This is a genomic window from Nocardia noduli (assembly GCF_019038455.1).
Taxonomy (GTDB): domain Bacteria; phylum Actinomycetota; class Actinomycetes; order Mycobacteriales; family Mycobacteriaceae; genus Nocardia; species Nocardia noduli.
Genome location: NZ_JAFMPL010000008.1, coordinates 12528 through 31013, shown reverse-complemented (window position 1 = coordinate 31013; position 18486 = coordinate 12528). Strand labels below are relative to the sequence as shown.

Genomic DNA, 18486 nt, shown 5'->3' with positions numbered 1-18486 from the left:
CGAGAGAGCCCGCGCCGGATCGGGCGATCCGGAATGCCGGGCGTGTGTGCCACCGGTGGGTATTCGGCGAATGCGCGGGACGCGGGTACGTCACCGACGCGGGGATCCGATTGATTACGTGAAAACGAGTTCGTGACCTCCGCGGTCACGTCCGTGGCGAACTCCTGCCGCCGACGGGTTGTGCCAAGCCCGTGATCGTTCCTCCAACTCCGCTGCCGCGACGCCGGTCCCGCGCCTCGACTGTGTTCCCTACATCACACGGAAGTGAGCCGTGCATTGCGAACACTAGGCCCAAAGTTAATAAAAAGGAACTAATTCCGGCAAAAACTTCTGGACGCTTGTTCAGATGAGCACGACGGCTCGAAACCCGAGGCAGGGCCTTACCAGAGGCCGCCGTACCGGCGACGATGTGAGTTGTCACACTCTTTGAAGTGCAGACTATGAGCCGAAACGTTGCATCTGCGTTGCATCCGCGCCCATGCGCCGATCGAGGACCCGAATCTTGGCCTCTATCTGGGCATATAGCGGGGAGTCGCGGTCGACGGTCGCCCGGTAGGCGGCCCAGGCCGTCGCGTCGTCACGCCCCTCGGGTGCCTCGGTCCACCGGCGCAGGACCCCGGAATCACCCGAACTGAGCACGGCGGTGCGCAACCGCACCCGGAGCTCGTCGCGGAGATCCACAATGCCCGGAGCGGTCGATCGGGGCAGCACGGGACCGGCGTAGAGCCGTAATGCGTAATCGACATCACCGGAATCCAGAGCGACGCGCAGTTCGTCGACATCGGTTGCGACCGGAACCCGCAGACGGTATGGGCGCGAACCGACGACGGTCGACCCGATGACCGCGCGCAAACGCGACATGGCGGCGCGGATCGTGCCGTTGTCCAGATCGGTGTCGTCGAGCAGCAACGCCAGATGGTCGGCGCCGAGACCCTCGGGATGTTCGGCCAGCAGCAACAGGATCTCGGCGTGGCGCTGCGACAACGGAACCCGGTCACCCGCGATGGTCAACTGCGGCTGGCCCAGACCCAAGACGTCGAGCCCGAGCCTGCCCGCGTCGCCCACCGCGGAGCCGCGCTCACCGTTGCGCCCCGAACCCGGTCGACCGGCACGCATGGCCGAAAGCAGCAGATCCATCTCGGCGGCGGTGGCCGCGGCCTTGACCAGGGCGAGGATTTCCGGCTTCGCCACGCGGACCCCGCCCGCGATCATCAGCACGCAGACCAACCTGCCGTCCGGATCGTGCACCGGCGCGGCGGCCCCGGTGATCTGGTGCATGCGGTGCAGGAAATGTTCCGGTCCGTGGATCCACGCCGCCCGCCCGGTGCGCACGACGAGACCGACGGCATTCGTGCCGACCCGACGTTCGCTCAGATCGTCGCCCGCGCGCAGGCCGGTCTCGGCGGCGGCGCTCACCTGCTCGGTGCCGCCGTGAATGGAGAGCACGCGGCCGAACTGATCGGAGACGACGACGATCAAACCCGTTCTGGCCGTGTCCTGCACGAGTAATTTGTCGATCAACGGCATCAGCGCGGCGACCGGATGCGCGTCGCGATAGCGCTGGAGGTCGGTACCGCGGAGGCCGCGTTCGTTCAGCACGTCCATCGGGTCGACGCCGCCCCGGACACTGCGCAACCAGGATTCGAGAACCAGGGGACGCAACAGACCGGCCAGCTGCGACAGTTCTTCACCACCCGCGCCGAGATATCCGTGTGCTTGTGCGGCATAGGCTTCGAGTGCGCCGAGTTGCGTGCCCGGTTCCACCGATTCTCTGCTGCCGCTTCGCCGTGGGTGCCGCCCACCTGCTGAATTGCTGACCATTTGCCTTTCTTTCCGCCCCAGACTGTACCGGCGAGTATTCCCAGGCAGGGGCGGTTGGAGTTCTTTGTCCGCCAGGTCACATCGCGCGGATACCGTCGGCAAATGTGACCTATTCGTCTTTCACATCAGGATGTGAGGTATCCCGCAGCGCGTTCGGCGATCATCATCACGGTGGCCTGCGGTCCCCGGCTCAGCGGCACCGGCACCACGGACAGATCGACGACGGACAACCCGGACACTCCGCGCACCCGGCACCTCGGATCGACCACCGCGCGCTCGTCCGCGTCGACGCCCATTCTGCACGTACCGGACAGATGTTGCGAGGTACCGAGATTCGCGCGCAGCCAAACCGAATCCGCACCGCCGCGCGGAATCGAGTCGATCCGCGCCCCCGGTATCCGGGCCAGCACGTCACCGGCGAGATCGACCGCGGCCGCCAGCGCGGTCCTGTCGTATTCCGCGGACAGATACCGATGCTCCAGCACCGGCGGATATCGCGGATCCGCGCCGCGCAGCCGCAGCACACCGGAGGAATGCGGGCGCATCAGCGCGACCCCGAGCCGATGGATTCCCGGCTCCGGGGTGAACGGGATCGAGTACGGGCGGATCTCGATGTCGTCGAGCGTCAGCACGTACTCCAGCGGGACACCGGGGCGGGCAGGCCCGATATCGAGTCCGTATTCGACACCGATCTCGGGATGGTCGCTGAACCAGGCACCTGTCGGCGCTTCGGAGATCACCGGAATGCCCAGCTCGCGCAGCTGCGCGGGCATACCGATCCCGGAACGCAGCAGCAATGCCGCCGATTCCACCGCGCCCGCGCACACCACGACGCGATCGGCCTCGATCGTGCCGCTGAGCTCACCGGCCCGATAGTCGACACCGACGGCCCTCGTACCGTGGAATCGAATGCGGGTCACCAGGATTCCGCCGGAGACGCTCAGATTGGGCCGCGACAGCGCGGGCAGCAGGCAGGCCGTCGCGGTTCCGATCCGCGATCCCGCCTCGACATTGCACGGGACCGGACCGAACCCGGTCGACGCGCCGGGCACGGCGTTCAGATCGGCTATCTCCGTGAAACCCGCCGCCGCGGCGGCGGAGGTGAATTCGACGCCGACGGGGGCCGGATCGGTGACGCGACGAACCGGGATCGGACCCGTCGCGCCGTGACCGGGAGCCGAACCGAAATCGTGATCGCGCTCGATATCCCGGTAGGCGGGGAGCACGGAATCGAACGACCAATTCGAGTCACCGCGCAATGGGTCACCATGTAATTCCTCGGACCAGGACGCGAAGTCGCCCGCCGGGGCCCGGACGAAATAGCCGCCGTTGATCGCGCCGGAACCTCCGAGCAAACGACCGCGCACGAGTTCGGTGACGGTGTCGGGCAGGGCGCCACCCGTCGCCAGCAACGCCCGATAACGCCAGACCCACGGCGATTCCGGACCGATGGGCATCAGATCGGCGCGCAGTACCTCCCGCGGGATCGAATCCGCGCTCCCCCACACCTGCCCCGCCTCGACCAGGCGCACGACGTGATCGGGATCCGCGCTCAGCCGCGCCGCGAGCAGGCAGCCCGCGGTGCCCGCACCGACGATCAGCGTATCGACCACGACACCATCATCCGGCCCGCCGCCTTTCGCCCTCGCGGTGGGCCACGACCCACCCGAGGCCGCGTCGCGGTCTCAGCGTCGCGGTGCGGTCGGTTTGAGGGCCTCCAGGCTGCGCGCGCGGAACGCGCCGAGCCACAGACCGGTGCCGTAGGCGATGTCGTCGACGCGCTTGTAGGCCAGATACCGGAACGGATCGAGTCCGCCCGCGTCACGATGGGTGAACCAGTCGGCCAATCCGTCGGCCACGGCCATGGTGACCGCGATGCGCCGGATCCGGCGCGAGGCCAGCATCGCCACCAGCGTCACCGGCCAGTAGTGCCTGCACATCGCCGAAGCCAGCCGCCACAGTCCGGCGAAGAACCCGCGCGAGAGATAGATCGCGGCGATTCTGGTCGGATTGTCCAATTCGGCGAAAACCCGCCGCAGACGCACCAGTGCGGTCGCGAGGGTGATCAGTCCGCCGATCAGTCCCCATTTCGACAGCGTGGCGAACAGGAACGTCGCCAGGACCGTCCAGGAGGGCACCGACAGCGGGGAGACCATACTCGGATCGTGCCGCTCGCCCAGCGGCGCGGCGCCGGTGCCGTAGAACAGCTTTCGCCCGAACCAGGCGCGGAAGGAGATGCGGTGGTCGTGGGCCACGTGGGCGGCGGGTTCGTAGCGCAGCCGCCAGCCCGCCTGCTCCAGCCGCCAGCACAGGTCGACATCCTCGGCCACCTGCATGGATTCGTCGAAACCGCCCTCGGCGAGCAGCGCGCGCCGTCGTACGAGCAGCGCCGCGCTCGGCACGTAGGAGATCACGCCGCGCGAATGCACCGCCGACTCGCGCCTGCCCAGATCCAGCGAGGAGCGGGTGTGCTCGTACCTGGCCAGCGCGTTCGACTCCGGATCGAGGGCGACGATACGCGGCGCGACCAGCGCGACCTCCGGATCGCTGAAATGCCCGAGCATCACCTCGAGCCAGCCGCTGCGCGGCACCACGTCGGAATCGAGGAAGGCGACGAATTCGGTTGTCGCGGCCCGCAGGCCCGCGTTGCGCGCGGCGGCCGGTCCCTGCTTGTCGTCGTGACGCAGCACCGTGACCTTGCAGCGGGTGCCCCGGTTGTTCGGAACCTGCACCGGCTGGTCCGACCCGTCGTCGACGACGATCACATTGTGCCCGCGCAGCACGGCCAGCAACCTGGTCAGACCGTCGGCGTTGTTGTGCAGCGGCACGATCACCGTGACGTCGTCCGGGGACGGCAGCAGACGGGGCCGCGGATTGCCGACCCCGGAGTCGAGCAGCCGTCTGGCAACAACGGCGGACTTCGGGCCGGTGACCTCGAGGTAGCCGTCACCGATCATCTCGGCGGCCTCAGGGGCAAGACGCAGCAACCGGGCAGGCGAGCCGCCGATGAGGATGCGTCCCCCGGAGTATGCGCGTACCCGAGGATCGATCCGCACCCCGAATCCGTCGGGCAGGCGATCATGGCGCATTCCTGGCATGCTAGGCGGACTTTCGCGCGCAGGCATCATCGGTACGGAAAAAAGGACGGAATTCCGCGTGATTCTGTCCGTCGAACTCTCCCCTGCTCGCGAAAATGCGTTTGCGGAATGGTTGCCAGAACTCGGTCTCTCGCCCACCGCAACGCGACGGCAATCGACGGACAGCGCCCGAACCCCGGTGCCGTCTCACAGTGCCAGCGCATCCCCGGCAATCGGGGTCGGCGACAACCGAACCCGCGACACGCACGCCGCCACGGCGAGTCGTGCCAAGAACCGAATTCCGCAACGCCCCTCCTCGGTACCGAAACCCACCGAAACCCACCGAACACGACGCGGAACCGAGGCGACGGCGCACCCCGCCGATTCCGGAAACGAGGGCACAGCCGAGCCGCGACGATCCGCACGACTGGCACAGCACCGTCCGACCGCGGGACCACCCCCGCGTCGGGCCGGACGGCCTGCGCCGCCGCGGGCGCAGAAAACCCGCGAGCGCCCCGTCGTGCTCGGACGCGCCGACGATCATCTCACCCCCGCCGGATCCCGTGAACGCTCGGATCCACGGCGTGGCGCGAAGATCCGGCCCGCGCCGCCGCGAACGGGAACGCGTGACAGCCGTCTCGACGACGCGCGCGGGACCGGACCAGGGGCCGGGGCACGCGCGGTGGGGCCGGTCTGCGGCAGCGGGACCGGACCGGGTCCGCGCACTCTAGAATTCCGGGGGTAAGCAGCTGGACAGGTTCGTGCCGGGCGTCGAGGAATCGCAGCGCCCCGCGGTGGTAGAGGTGGCATGGGAGTCGGACGAATGCAGACGAGCGGGGGCGGCAGCACACTGTCGGAGTCCGAGATCGTCGAGGCCGCGTTGCGTGTGGTGCGTGAGGACGGCGTGGAGAAGCTATCCATGCGGCGACTCTCCCGCGAACTCGGCGTCTCCCCGATGGCCCCGTACTACTACGTCGCAGACAAGCGGGAGCTGCTCGATCTGGTCGCCACCGCCGCGCTGACCGGAGTGCGCACGTCACCGCCGGATTCCGCGCCGTGGCAGCGGCGGCTGCGCGATCTCATCGACCAGATCGACGAGAAGTTGCGCAAACACCCCGGCCTCGGTGATGTGCTGATCGAGCAGATGCTCGGCAAACAGCTCGACCTGATCACCGCGATCATGGAGATCCTGTTCGACGCGGGTTTCACCGACCGCGACGTGCTCGCCGCGTATGCCACGATCCACACGTATCTGTTCGGGCGCAGCCGGGTCAATCCGCGCGACAGCGCCGCGCTGTCGGATGTGGCCCTGCCCGAGGTGGTGGCGCGGGCCGCGAAGTACCTGCCGGACCTGCGAGGCAAGTACTCCTACAACTTCGGGATGGAGGTGCTCGTCGCCGGGCTAGAGGCCCAGCTTGTCCATCGGCCGGACGCCGACGTACGATGAAACTGAAACACGTTCTAGTTTTGCCGCCACGTTCGAAAGGACGAGAGTGAACGAGCGCAGCCAGCGGGCCGCCGAAGCGAGCCACCACGAGGTCCGGTCATGACCACCGTCGAGGTACCGCACGGATCGCGTTCGGTCGTGCTGCGGGTCGCCGCCGTCATCGCCGAAACCGCCGACGCCTGCTCGATCGTCTTCGACGTGCCGGAGGAATCGCGGGACAAGTTCGAGTACAAGCCCGGACAGTTCCTGACGCTGCGGATCCCCAGCGATCTCACCGGCTCGGTGGCGCGCTGCTATTCGCTGGCCAGTTCACCGCACACCGACGACAAGCCCAAGGTCACCGTGAAACGCACGGCGGGCGGCTACGGCTCGAACTGGGTGTGCGACAACGTCAAAGCCGGTGACAGCATCGAGGTGCTGCCGCCGTCGGGCGTGTTCACCCCCAAGGATCTCGACCAGGATCTGCTGCTCTTCGGCGCGGGCAGCGGCATCACCCCGGTGATGTCGATTCTCAAATCGGCGCTCGCGCGCGGCGGCGGGCGGATCGTGCTCGTCTACGCCAACCGCGACCCCGACGGGGTGATCTTCGCGGGCGAACTCGCCGAACTCGCCGCCAAACATCCGCAGCGGCTCGTGGTCATCCACTGGCTGGAGAATCTCCAGGGGCTGCCGACCGCGGACGGACTGGCGACCCTCGTCGCCCCCTACAGCGCCTACCACGCCTTCATGTGCGGGCCGAAACCCTTCATGGACCGGGTGCACGACGCACTCGGCAGGCTCGACGTGCCGAGATCACGCACCCACGCCGAGGTGTTCAACTCGCTGGCCGGCGACCCGTTCGCCGATCAGGCCCCGGTGCGGGTCAGCGACGCGGAGGCCGCCGACGCCGCCACCGTCGAGGTGGAACTCGACGGGCAGGTGCACGAATTGAGCTGGCCGCGCACCCAGACGCTGGTCGACATCATGCTTTCCAAGGGCCTGGACGTGCCGTACTCGTGCCAGGAGGGTGAATGCGGCTCCTGCGCGTGCACGGTGCTGGAGGGCAAGGTCGAGATGGCCAATTCCGAGATCCTCGATCCCGAGGACATCGAGAACGGCTACATCCTCGGCTGCCAGGCGCGACCGGTCACCGACCACCTGAAGATCCAGTTCTGAGCCGCTACAGCGCGCGGTAGGCGGCCCGGTCGGCCGGATCCAGATGTTCGGTGGCGTAGCCGAGCGCGGTCCGGCCCATCGCGGCGGCGTGGCCGTCGAGGAAGCCGGTCAGCAGGGCCCGGTCGATCCGTTTGCCGACTTCGCGCAGCATCCAGCCCAGTGCCTTCTGGATCAGATCGCGCCGATCGGTCAGCAGTCGCTCGGCGAGCGCGAATGTCGTCGACGCGTCGCCCGCCTTGATGAAGGCGAAGGTGGTGAGCAGCGCGACCCGCCGTTCCCAGAGGGATTCGGAGCGGGCCAGTTCGAACAGCAGATCCCGTGGCCGGTCCAGCAGCCACGGGCCGAGGATGTTCTCGGCGGAGACGTCGACGAGGTCCCAGTTGTTCACCCGCCCCCGGTACACGGCGTCGAGATAGAGCCGGACCATCTCGGCCTGCGCGTCGATATCCAGCGTGCGCGGCTTCGCCGCCTTCGCGAAACGCGCGTTGAGGATGACCAGCGCCGCCAACCGATGCTCGTGCACCGCGCTGTCGAGTAGCGCGTCGATCTCGGCGAGCGGTAGCGCCGCGAACCGTTTCGCGACGGCGCGGATGGCGGGCACCCGGACACCGATGAACACATCGCCCTCGCCGTATTCGCCCGGACCGGTCTTGAAGAAGCGCCCGAGTCCGGTCGCGTCGTCGGGATCGGCCACGTCGGCCAGCGCGAGCGTCACGTCGGTGGCGGTCGGCTCGAGATCGGTCGGGCCGGGATCGGTCATCGCGAATTCCTCCTCGTCCGATCAGAGTTCGGCGCCGAGCACCCGTCCGGATTCGAAAGCCGCCGCGCCCCGGGGTAATTCGCCGGGACGGCCGCTGTTGAGCACGTGGACGGCACCGCTGCCCGTCCTGGGCCGCCCGAGCGCGTCCATCCGCCGGATGGTCTGGGCGGCAACGGCTTGCGCGCTGTCGAACAGGCGCACGCCCGCGGGCAGCGCCGCGAGGATGTCGTCGACGACGAGCGGGTAGTGGGTGCAGCCGAGCACGACACCCTCGACGTCGTCGGGTGTCTCGGCGGCAGCGGCGGCGATGGATTTCCTGGCCGCCAACAGATCTCCGCCGTCGATGGCGTCGGCGAGGCCGTGACAGGCGACGCCGATCACCTTCGCCCCGCCCCCGAATTTCGCGATCAGATCCGCTTGGTACCGGCTCGCGGTGGTGGCGGCGGTCGCCCAGACGGCCACCGAAGCGCAGACCGCGGCCGCCGGTTTGATCGCGGGCACGGTCCCGATGACCGGCACGCCGGGGCCGACCTCGGCGCGCACCTGTTCGAGCGCGGTCACACTGGCGGTATTGCAGGGCAGCACGATCACTTCCGCGCCGTGGCTCGAGGAGGTGCGCGCGGCGTCGACCACGCGGTCGATCACCCACGGCTCCGGCTTCGGTCCCCACGGCGCGCCATCGGGATCCAGTTGCAGGAGCAGATCGACATCCGGGCGCAGTTTGCGCAACCATGCCGCCGTTGGCAGTAATCCCAATCCGGAATCGATGAGCGCGACGATCACACCGACCACCGTATTACAGGTCGCCGCGCGCCCGGACACGGCCGGAGTCGCCACCGTGGTGACGCACCGGCCGGGTCCGACGGCGGCATCGGCGCGTCAGGTCGTCGGAGTCAGCAGATCGGCGACGGGCGCGCCCGCGGCGATCTTGGCGCGAGCCTTCATGACCTGGGCCGTCACACCCGCACCGACCACGCCGGTGAGGTTGCCGCCCTGGGAGTAGTACGCGAGGAACTTACGGCCGTCGTCGGTGACGATGTCGACGTCGTCACCCGCGCCGGGCGTACCGAGCGCCTGGATCTTGAGGTCGTACTGGTCGCTCCAGAAATACGGCACCCGCGCGATCGAGGGCACATCGACCCCGAGCATCGCGCAGGCGAGCAGCTTGGCCTGCTCACCGGCATTGGTCCAGTGCTCGACCCGCTTGCGCTGTCCGGTCTCGTGCAGCCACGCCGCGACGTCGCCCAGCACCCAGACATCCGCGGCGGAGGTCCGGCCCACCTCGTCGGCGAGCACACCGCCGCCCGCGGTGGGTTCGGCCAGTTCGATACCGGAATCGGTGAGCCATTCGGTGGCCGGTCGCGAACCGACGCCGATGACGACCAGATCCGCGGCGACCTCGGTGCCGTCGGCCAGCCGCGCGCCGCGCACCCGGCCCTCGTCGTCACCGAGCAGGGTGTCCAGGCCGGTACCGCACCGCAGATCGACGCCCTTGGCGGTGTGCAGCCGGGCGACCAGCGCGCCGATCTTCTCGCCGAGCACCGACGCCAGCGGCGTCGGCTGCGGCTCGATCAGCACCACCTCGACGCCGCTGTCACGGAAACTCGACGCCAGCTCGCACCCGATGAATCCCGCGCCGACCACGAGGGCGGTCTTGGCGCTCTTCAGTTCGTCGCGCAGCGCGGCGGCGTCGGAGTGGTCGCGCAGCACGTGCACGCCCTTCAGCTCCGGTAGGCCGGGGATCCGGCGCGGGCGAAGACCCGTGGCGATGATGAGTTTGTCGTATTCGACGGTGCTGCCGTCGGCCAGTGTCACCGTGCGGGCCGCGGTGTCGACACCGGTGGCTCCCGCGCCCAAGCGCACCTCGATGGCCTTCTCGTCGAAGAATTCGGCGGGCCGCAGGGTGGTGTCGTCGGTTTCGCCGCGCACGAACTGCTTCGACAGCGGCGGCCGGTCGTAGGGCAGCCGCGATTCCTCCCCGACGAGGACGAGTTCGCCCTCGTAACCCGCACGACGAAGTTCCTCGGCGGTGCGCAGGCCGGCGAGGCCGGCCCCGATGATCACGATCGGCGCTGTCATTGCGGCCATCCCTTCACCCAACTGTTACTCAGCACCATAACTCTCGCTCTGTCCGAGGTGGGTCGCTACCTCCCCGCCACGGCGCCCGCGATGTCGCGGCCCAATCTTGTCCACTCCGATATTGACCGCTCGGTCAATGAGGACTATACCGAGGTCACCACATATTTTCGAGCCCGAGGAGGCACTCCATGTTCACCGAGAACCGCGCCCAGGACGGCCTCGCCGTCGTGCTCGGCGCCGTCGCGGCACTGTCACCGCTGTGGGTCGACACCAACGACCGCGCCGTGTGGTCACTGGTGGTGCTCGGCGTCCTGATCGCACTCACCGGCGCCGCGCAGATCTATCGGCCCGCCATGGGCGCACTGGACTACGCCATGGGCCTGTTCGGCGCGCTGCTGTTCCTCGCGCCGTGGGCGATGGACTTCACCGCCTACCGGGGCGCATCCTGGACCGCGTGGGTCGTGGGAGTGGTGACCGTCGTGGTCGCCGTGGCGGCGCTGCCCGCGATGTCGGCACGCATGCACCGCACCGCGGCGCACCACTGATGCGACCGGACAGCGGAAGGTAGGGCTCGCCACCGATGCAGATGCCGAATCCCCAGCGGGCGGGCGGGCGTCGCCGGAGCGCCAAAGTCGACGGCGACGCCCGCCGCCTCATCCTCGACGCCGCCGAGGAACTCTTCGCCGCCCAGGGTTTCGACGCGACGGCGACCGCGGCCATCGCCTCCGCAGCCGGTGTGCCCAAGGGTCTGGTCTTCTACTACTTCCCCACCAAGGATTCGATCCTGTCCACCTTGATGACCGAACGGGTGCCCGCCCACCCCATCGGCGATATCGACACCGTGGTCGCACCGGGCGATCCGGCCCGGAGTCTGGTCAATCTCGACAACGCGTTGAATCTGCGCGATCACGATTCCTCGGTGCTGCGGGTCATCATGTGGCGCGAGGCCGACACACACCCGGACGTGCGGCGTCAGCTGCGCCACCTGCGTGACCAACTGCTCGACGTCACCGCGCGGGTGTTGCGGGCCAGTACCCCGGTCACGGTGCGGCCAGGCACCGTGAGCGCCGCGGCCGCCACGTGGGTCTCGGCGATGTTCGCCATGGCGGGCACGGATCGGTTGCACGCGCTCGACGGAATGGCGTCGCCGTCGGCCGACGATATCGTCGAGGTCGCCAGGGTGGTCGCGGCGGGGATGACACAACTTGGCTGAACCGCGCGCGTGTCCACGATTTCGTTCGCGCGCGCGTGATATTCATCGCGCGTGCAGATTCCGACCAAAGATCGAAATCATGTATTTCGCGCCATAGGCGCCGCGCTGCTCTCGGGCGCTACCGTGATATCCCTGTTCGGCCCCGGCAGTGCCGGGGCCGTTCCGCTCTATCCGACACCCGATCCCGACCCCATCTACGCGGCTCCCGCCGATATCGCCGAGAAATCGCCGGGTGAAGTACTCGAAACCCGCCCGATGCCGCCGCTGGCGATGTTTCCCGGCACCGCGGTGACCCTGGTGAAATTCCGCTCGACGAATTCACAGGGTCTGCCCATCGCGGCGACCTCGACCCTGCTCACCCCGCAGTGGCGCGTCCCCGACGGACCGCTGCTGTCCTACCAGCACATCATCAACGCGCTCGGCCCACGATGCGCTGTCTCGCGAGTCCTCTACAGTCCCGATCCGAATTTGCAGGTCCGCGAGGCTGTCGCGCTGAACGCGGTGCTCGCGCGCGGGTGGAGCGTCGCCCTGCCCGACCACCTCGGCCCCACCTTCGCCTACGGCGCCGCCAGGCTCGGAGGACAGATCACGCTGGACGGAATCCGCGCGGCACGTGCGGTGCCGGGGCTGAATCTGCACCGCAGCCCCGTCGCCATGGCGGGATATTCCGGCGGCGGCATGGCGACCGCGTGGGCGGCCGCGCTCGCGCCGACCTACGCGCCCGAACTCGATATCGTCGGCGCGGCGGCGGGCGGAGTGCCGACGAATCTGGTGCGGATGATCGAAGCGGTGAACACCGCCCCGCACCCGGCCTTCGGTTTGATCATGGCCGCCGCCATCGGGCTCGAACGCGAATACCCGGACCGTTTGCCGATCGGTGAATCGCTGAATCCCCGGGGCCTTTGGGCCCGGGATGTGCTCGCGAACGGATGTACCAACGAAATTCTCGCCGTCGGCGCGGGAAAGAGCGTGATGGATTTCGCGAGCGATATGTCGCTGATGACGAACCGAGACGCCAGGGCGGTACTGGAGGAGAACAGTCTCGAATTCTTCGACGGGACTCCGAGAATCCCCGTCTACGAATGGCATTCCGCTTCCGACCCGTTGATCCCGGTGGATTCGATCGTCGCCACGAACCGGCGCTACTGCGCCGCGGGCGTACGGCTGCAAGCGGATACGACGATCTCTCCCGAACACATGTCGACGGCGGTGCTCGGCGTGCCCTTCGTCCTCGGTTGGCTCGACGCCCGCTTCCGCGGCGAACCGGCGCCGTCGAACTGCTGACAGCTCACTCCGCGTCGAGGAATTCGGCGATGTCGCGGGCGAACCGGCGGTGCGTGATCGCGCCGATATGCCCGACATCCGGGTAGATGATCAGATGCGACCGCGGAATGCCGTCGGCGGTCCGGCGGAAATTCGCGGTCGGGTAGTACTCGTCGCGCTCACCGCCGATCACCAGGGTCGGCGCCTCGATCTCGCCGAGTCGACCCGACAGGTCGAAGGCGTCCTCGGCGCGCACGAACGCCAGGGTGTCGGCCGGATCGACCGGCCGCAGGAAGGGATCGGCCAGCCACATGGCCGCGGTGAGCAGCCGGTCCCGCACCTGCGACGAATGCGGCGCCATATGGTGCAGCGCGCGATGCCCGGCCGCGGCGGCCTCGGCGTATCCGAGCTGATCGGCGCGCGCCTGCTCCTCCAACCGGTATCCGGCCGCCGCTATCACCAGGCGGCGCACCGAATCCGGATGATCGGCGGCCAGTTGCAGACCCACCGAACCGCCCGAAGAGATGCCGAGCACATCCACCGGGCCGCCGAATTCCGATCGCAGCGCCCGCGCGTGTTGATCCGCGATATCGGCCATCGTCGTCCCGGCCGCCATCCCGGGCGCGCGACTCACCGCGTAGACCCGGAACCGGCGCGCCAGTCCGGCCAGCGTCCTGATCTCGGAATTCCGTGTCCATCCGGTCGGATTCGCGTGGTCGGGACTGAACCAGCGCAGGAAGACCAGCGGCCGGCCCGCACCGAACGCGTAATAGGGCAGATCGTCGGCGAGCGCGCCGGTGGCGACCGCGAATTCCACATCGAGCTTGCTCATGCACTCCATGGTCACCGAGACCGCGCGATCATGTCGGACAAGATCGTCGCGGCACGGCCGTCGCGCTCGAACGGCGCCGCCCCGAGGGACGACGCCGTTCGACCGGTCAGCCCGGATTCTTCGCGATCAGCCGCGCGGCCACCTCGTCGGGCACCCGCGCGTACGAATCGAAGACCAGGGCGTAGTTCGCCCGGCCCTGGGTCCGCGACCGCAGGTCGCCGATGTAGCCGAACATCTCCCGCAGCGGAACCAGTGCCGTCACGACACGGGCCCCGCCACGCTCCGTCATCGCCGTGATCCGGCCGCGCCGCGCGTTCAGATCACCGATGACCTCGCCGAGGTACGCCGGCGGAGTGACCACCTCCACCGCCATCACCGGCTCCAGCAACGCCGGACGGGCCGACGCGAGCGCGTCACGCACCGCCTGCGCGCCCGCGATGCGGAACGCGAGCTCCGAGGAATCCTGTGCGTGTGCCGCGCCGTCGAGCAACACCACCCGCACATTCACCACCGGGGCGCCGATGAGCACACCGCTGCGCAGCGCGTCCTGCGCACCCGCGTCGATCGCGGGGATGTACTCCTTGGGCACCCGACCACCGGTCACCCGGCTCTCGAATTCGTAGACCGCGCCGTCGAACGGCACCACCGCGATCACCACCTTCGCGAACTGGCCGTGCCCGCCCACCTGCTTGCGATGGAGGTGTTCGTGCCGGTCCACGGCGGTCGTGACGGTCTCGCGGTAGGCCACCCGTGGCTTACCGGTCTCGGCCTCGACCCGGAATTCCCGCCGGATCCGGTCGAGGACGATCTCCAGATGCAGTTCGCCCATGCCGCCGAGGACGGTCTGACCGGTCTCGGCGTCGACCGTGACCGACAGCGTCGGATCCTCCTCGGCGAACCATTGGATCGCGGGCGCGAGCCGCTCCTGATCGGAGGCGGTCCTCGGCGCGACGGACACCTCGAGCACCGGCTCCGGGAAGGTCATCGGCTCCAGCACGATCGAATCGTCCGGATCGCACAGGGTGTCACCGGTCGTGGTGTTCTTCAGACCGACGACGGCGCAGATCTGCCCGGCCCGCGCCCGCTCGATCGGGATCTCCCGATCCGAATGCATCTGGAACAGTCTGCCCATCCGCTCCTTTCGTCCCTTCGTCGAATTGACAACGGCGGCACCGCTTTCGATGGTGCCCGCGTACACCCGCAGGTAGGTGAGCCTGCCGAAGTGCGGGTGCGCCGCGACCTTGAACACCAGTGCCGTGAACGGTTCGTCGACCGTCGCGTCCCGATGCACGACCGCGAGTTCGTCACCGTGGCGATATCCGTCCGCGCCGCCCGCGTCCAACGGCGAGGGCAGATAGTCGACGACCGCGTCGAGCATCGGCTGCACGCCCTTGTTCTTGAACGCCGACCCGCACAGCACCGGATACGCCGACGAACGCACCGTCAGCCCGCGGATCGCGGCCTTCAACTCCGCGACGGACGGTTGCGTGCCCGCCACGAAATGCTCGAGCATCACCTCATCCGCCTCCGCGACCGCTTCCAACAGCAGCGCGCGGTAACGGGCCGCCCGCTCGCGCAGTTCGACCGGTATCTCGACGACCTCGAACCGTCGGCCCAGCCCGGTATCGCCACGCCACACCTTCGCGGTCATCTCGACCAGGTCGACGATGCCCTCGAAACCGCCCTCGGCGCCGATCGGCAACTGGATCACCAATGGGGTGGCCCCGAGCCGTTCCTCGATGGTCCGAACGGTGAACAGGAAGTCCGCGCCGACCTTGTCCATCTTGTTCACGAAACAGATCCGCGGCACGCCGTACCTGTCGGCCTGACGCCACACCTGCTCCGTCTGCGGCTCGACCCCTTCCTTGGCGTCGAAAACCGCGACCGCGCCGTCGAGTACCCGCAACGACCGTTCCACCTCGACGGTGAAATCGACGTGGCCCGGCGTATCGATGAGATTGATCTGGCAGTCGTTCCAGAAACAGGTCGTCGCCGCGGCGGCGATGGTGATGCCGTGCTCGCGCTCCTGCGCCATCCGGTCCATCACCGCGTTCCCGTCGTGCACCTCACCGATCTTGTAGGTGACACCCGCGTAGAACAGGATGCGTTCGGTCGTCGTCGTCTTCCCGGCATCGATATGCGCCGTGATCCCGATATTGCGGACCCGGACCGGATCGGCGAAAATAGCACGCGTCATGGGAATCCCCCACTCCATCAACTGGTTTCGTCCAGAGAAAGACGCTCGCCGAGTTGACGCGTTCCGGTGACGGCACGAGCGTGTCAGCGCGGCGCGAACAGCGCCACCGTGACACTGCCTTCGACTACCGCGCGCGCGGACCTGCTGTAACCATGGCTCGTTTGTACCCCTCGGCGGTGTCCACTGTCGACCGAATATCGCGGGGGACAACGTCGCCGTCAACGCTGTTCCGTATTTGTGCACAGGTCACCACAGCTCCCTGTGGATGGATCTGCATGAATCCGCGACACATATCGACCGACCGTGGACCGGATCGCACAACTCGGGCGGAGAGCATCCCCACGATCCGTGTCGACGGCGAGAAGTATGCGTTTCGTAGGGTATTGGCCTACGAAACGCATACTCGGACAGGCAAACACTCACACCCCGGCAGCGGCTACTCCGTGGTCTTCGGGTGCCCCGTTCCGGCATACGCTATCCAGCAGGTTCGACGTTCGTCATCGATGAGGTACCAGATTCTGCCGCCGCCGGTGACTTCGTACTGCCATCGTTCCAAGGCCGTGCCCTTCCACGTCGCCGACCCCAGTGCCCCCTTCAGTCGATGTTGCCTTTCCGGGTTGGCCGACGATCTGGGATCCGACCGAATCGCCTCGAACGCTCGCCGCGGGTTGGCCGACGCATGCTGCGCCAGTTGGTCCCAGCCCGTGCAGGCTTCGGTGGTCGCGAAACGGATTTCGAATTCCCCGCCGACCGCAGGCGGAGCGGCCCGGTCGCCGCGCTTCGGACTCACCGGGAAGGCCCCTCGGAGTCCGGCACCGGGACCGGGCCGAGATCGCCTTCCGGCTCGCGGGTGAGAATCGCCAGCAACGCCGGGTCCGCGTGAATCTCGGCCGTATGCCGCCATTGCGTCAACAGGATGGCGAGGGGCGCGAGATTTTCCAGCGCTGCCGCCCCCTGGGCCACCGCGACCAGCTCGGCGAGAAACTGGTCGAGATCCGCGGCGGGCAGGAAAGTCACCCACGGGACCGCATCGGGCAGGACGTCTCGCACAGCCTCCGCTCCGAGGCGACGGACCAGCCCACCGAGCAACCGCGCGGTGAAATCGACGACGACACCCTCGGCGTCCAGCTGCGATACCCGCATGAGCGCGAGATCATCGGCGTCCCGGCGGCGCAACCGTAGGAACCGCACGTCGTCCAGCAGGCTTGTGGTCACCGCGGGCTTGTGCAGTAGTTCGCTGAAAGGGACCACGTCATAGGCAGCGCTCATAACATCCACACTACCTAGGAACTTCCGACACGCCAGCGCCGAACTGCGAAAACGCGGAACGGCGCCGCTCCCGTGGGAGCGACGCCGTTCGGAGAGATCAGCGATTCAGGGAATCACTTGATGATCTTGGTGACGCGACCGGCACCGACGGTGCGGCCACCTTCGCGGATGGCGAAGCGCAGGCCCTCGTCCATGGCGACCGGCTGGATCAGCTTGACCAGCATCTCGGTGTTGTCGCCCGGCATGACCATCTCGGTGCCCTCGGGGAGGGTAACGACGCCGGTCACGTCCGTGGTACGGAAGTAGAACTGCGGACGGTAGTTGTTGAAGAACGGGGTGTGGCGGCCGCCCTCGTCCTTGGACAGGATGTACGCCTGGCCCTCGAACTCGGTGTGCGGGGTGGTGGTACCCGGCTTGACGACGACCTGGCCGCGCTCGACATCTTCGCGCTTGATGCCACGAACCAGCAGACCGACGTTATCGCCCGCCTGGCCTTGGTCGAGCAGCTTGCGGAACATCTCGATACCGGTGACCGTGGTCTTGGTCTTCTCGAGCTTGATGCCGACGATCTCGACTTCTTCGTTCACGTTGATGATGCCGCGCTCGACACGACCGGTGACGACGGTGCCACGACCGGTGATGGTGAACACGTCCTCGACCGGCATCAGGAACGGCTTCTCGGTGTCACGAACCGGGTCCGGGATGGACTCGTCGACGGCAGCCATCAGTTCCAGCACCGACTCGGTCCACTTCGGGTCGCCCTCGAGCGCCTTCAGACCGGACACGCGCACGACGGGGGCATCCTCGTCGAACTCCTGCGAAGCCAGCAGCTCGCGGACCTCCATCTCGACGAGCTCGAGGATTTCCTCGTCGTCGACCATGTCGGACTTGTTCAGTGCGACCAGGATGTAGGGCACGCCGACCTGACGGGCGAGCAGCACGTGCTCGCGGGTCTGCGGCATCGGGCCGTCGGTCGCCGCGACCACGAGGATGGCGCCGTCCATCTGCGCCGCACCGGTGATCATGTTCTTGATGTAGTCGGCGTGACCCGGGGCGTCGACGTGCGCGTAGTGGCGCTTCTCGGTCTGGTACTCGACGTGGGAGATGTTGATCGTGATACCACGAGCCTTCTCCTCCGGCGCCTTGTCGATCTGATCGAAGGCCGAGGCCTCGTTCAGATCCGGGTACTTGTCAGCCAGCACCTTGGTGATCGCTGCAGTCAGCGTGGTCTTGCCGTGGTCGACGTGACCGATGGTGCCGATGTTGACGTGCGGCTTCGTCCGCTCGAACTTCGCCTTCGCCACTTTGGTGTCCTCCTGGACTTGTTGGTGCGTGCAGTTGCAGCAGTGCGTGGATCATCCCCGCGGGCGCGG

General features: G+C 67.8%; 15 protein-coding genes. 5 read left to right on the top strand and 10 right to left on the bottom strand.

Features of this window, described 5'->3' with window-relative positions:
- Positions 1-438: 438 nt before the first annotated feature.
- From JZ792_RS07610 to mftF, 3 genes are all read right to left on the bottom strand, one after another.
- On the bottom strand, positions 439-1764 hold the full coding sequence (locus JZ792_RS07610; protein WP_308165191.1) for a transcriptional regulator: 1326 nt from the start codon (positions 1762-1764) through the stop codon (positions 439-441).
- 182 nt (positions 1765-1946) lie between these two features.
- Entirely contained in the window at positions 1947-3434 is a 1488-nt protein-coding gene (gene mftG / locus JZ792_RS07605) for a mycofactocin dehydrogenase MftG (protein ID WP_216908248.1), read from the bottom strand.
- 72 nt (positions 3435-3506) lie between these two features.
- Entirely contained in the window at positions 3507-4910 is a 1404-nt protein-coding gene (gene mftF, locus JZ792_RS07600; protein ID WP_216908246.1) for a mycofactocin biosynthesis glycosyltransferase MftF, read from the bottom strand.
- Between the two features lie 811 nt (positions 4911-5721).
- On the opposite strand from mftF, the gene mftR2 reads away from it, so the two are divergent.
- Together mftR2 and JZ792_RS07590 are read left to right on the top strand one after the other, a co-directional pair.
- Positions 5722-6345: a mycofactocin system transcriptional regulator MftR2 gene (gene mftR2, locus JZ792_RS07595; protein ID WP_216908244.1), complete on the top strand. Its 624-nt coding sequence runs from the start codon at positions 5722-5724 to the stop codon at positions 6343-6345.
- A gap of 99 nt (positions 6346-6444) precedes the next feature.
- Positions 6445-7500: a ferredoxin--NADP reductase gene (locus JZ792_RS07590; RefSeq protein WP_216908241.1), complete on the top strand. Its 1056-nt coding sequence runs from the start codon at positions 6445-6447 to the stop codon at positions 7498-7500.
- A 4-nt stretch (positions 7501-7504) separates the two neighbouring features.
- On the opposite strand, the gene JZ792_RS07585 is transcribed toward JZ792_RS07590, so the two are convergent.
- From JZ792_RS07585 to JZ792_RS07575, 3 genes are all read right to left on the bottom strand, one after another.
- Positions 7505-8260 carry a DNA alkylation repair protein gene (locus JZ792_RS07585; protein WP_216908239.1) on the bottom strand — a complete coding sequence of 252 codons (756 nt, stop codon included), beginning with the start codon at positions 8258-8260 and terminating at the stop codon, positions 7505-7507.
- Positions 8261-8281: 21 nt separating this feature from the next.
- Positions 8282-9043: a glutamate racemase gene (locus tag JZ792_RS07580; RefSeq protein ID WP_216908326.1), complete on the bottom strand. Its 762-nt coding sequence runs from the start codon at positions 9041-9043 to the stop codon at positions 8282-8284.
- A gap of 96 nt (positions 9044-9139) precedes the next feature.
- Positions 9140-10339, bottom strand: coding sequence for an NAD(P)/FAD-dependent oxidoreductase (locus JZ792_RS07575; protein ID WP_216908237.1), 1200 nt, complete (start codon positions 10337-10339; stop codon positions 9140-9142).
- Positions 10340-10527: 188 nt separating this feature from the next.
- On the opposite strand from JZ792_RS07575, the gene JZ792_RS07570 reads away from it, so the two are divergent.
- From JZ792_RS07570 to JZ792_RS07560, 3 genes are all read left to right on the top strand, one after another.
- Positions 10528-10884, top strand: coding sequence for an SPW repeat domain-containing protein (locus JZ792_RS07570; RefSeq protein ID WP_216908235.1), 357 nt, complete (start codon positions 10528-10530; stop codon positions 10882-10884).
- 35 nt (positions 10885-10919) lie between these two features.
- Positions 10920-11552 carry a TetR/AcrR family transcriptional regulator gene (locus JZ792_RS07565; protein ID WP_254189464.1) on the top strand — a complete coding sequence of 211 codons (633 nt, stop codon included), beginning with the start codon at positions 10920-10922 and terminating at the stop codon, positions 11550-11552.
- Positions 11553-11645: 93 nt separating this feature from the next.
- Positions 11646-12836 (top strand): lipase family protein, encoded by a 1191-nt coding sequence (locus tag JZ792_RS07560; RefSeq protein ID WP_216908322.1) that lies wholly within the window; start codon positions 11646-11648, stop codon positions 12834-12836.
- 4 nt (positions 12837-12840) lie between these two features.
- Here the strand turns inward: JZ792_RS07560 and JZ792_RS07555 are convergent, their stop codons facing one another.
- The 4 genes from JZ792_RS07555 to tuf form a co-directional block, all read right to left on the bottom strand.
- On the bottom strand, positions 12841-13647 hold the full coding sequence (locus JZ792_RS07555; protein WP_216908233.1) for an alpha/beta fold hydrolase: 807 nt from the start codon (positions 13645-13647) through the stop codon (positions 12841-12843).
- 106 nt (positions 13648-13753) lie between these two features.
- Positions 13754-15844 carry an elongation factor G gene (gene fusA / locus JZ792_RS07550; protein WP_216908231.1) on the bottom strand — a complete coding sequence of 697 codons (2091 nt, stop codon included), beginning with the start codon at positions 15842-15844 and terminating at the stop codon, positions 13754-13756.
- 786 nt (positions 15845-16630) lie between these two features.
- Positions 16631-17113, bottom strand: a complete 483-nt coding sequence (locus tag JZ792_RS07545; RefSeq protein WP_216908229.1) for a hypothetical protein — start codon at positions 17111-17113, stop codon at positions 16631-16633.
- Positions 17114-17226: 113 nt separating this feature from the next.
- Positions 17227-18417, bottom strand: a complete 1191-nt coding sequence (tuf, locus tag JZ792_RS07540) for an elongation factor Tu (protein WP_109528796.1) — start codon at positions 18415-18417, stop codon at positions 17227-17229.
- Between the last annotated feature and the right edge of the window lie 69 nt (positions 18418-18486).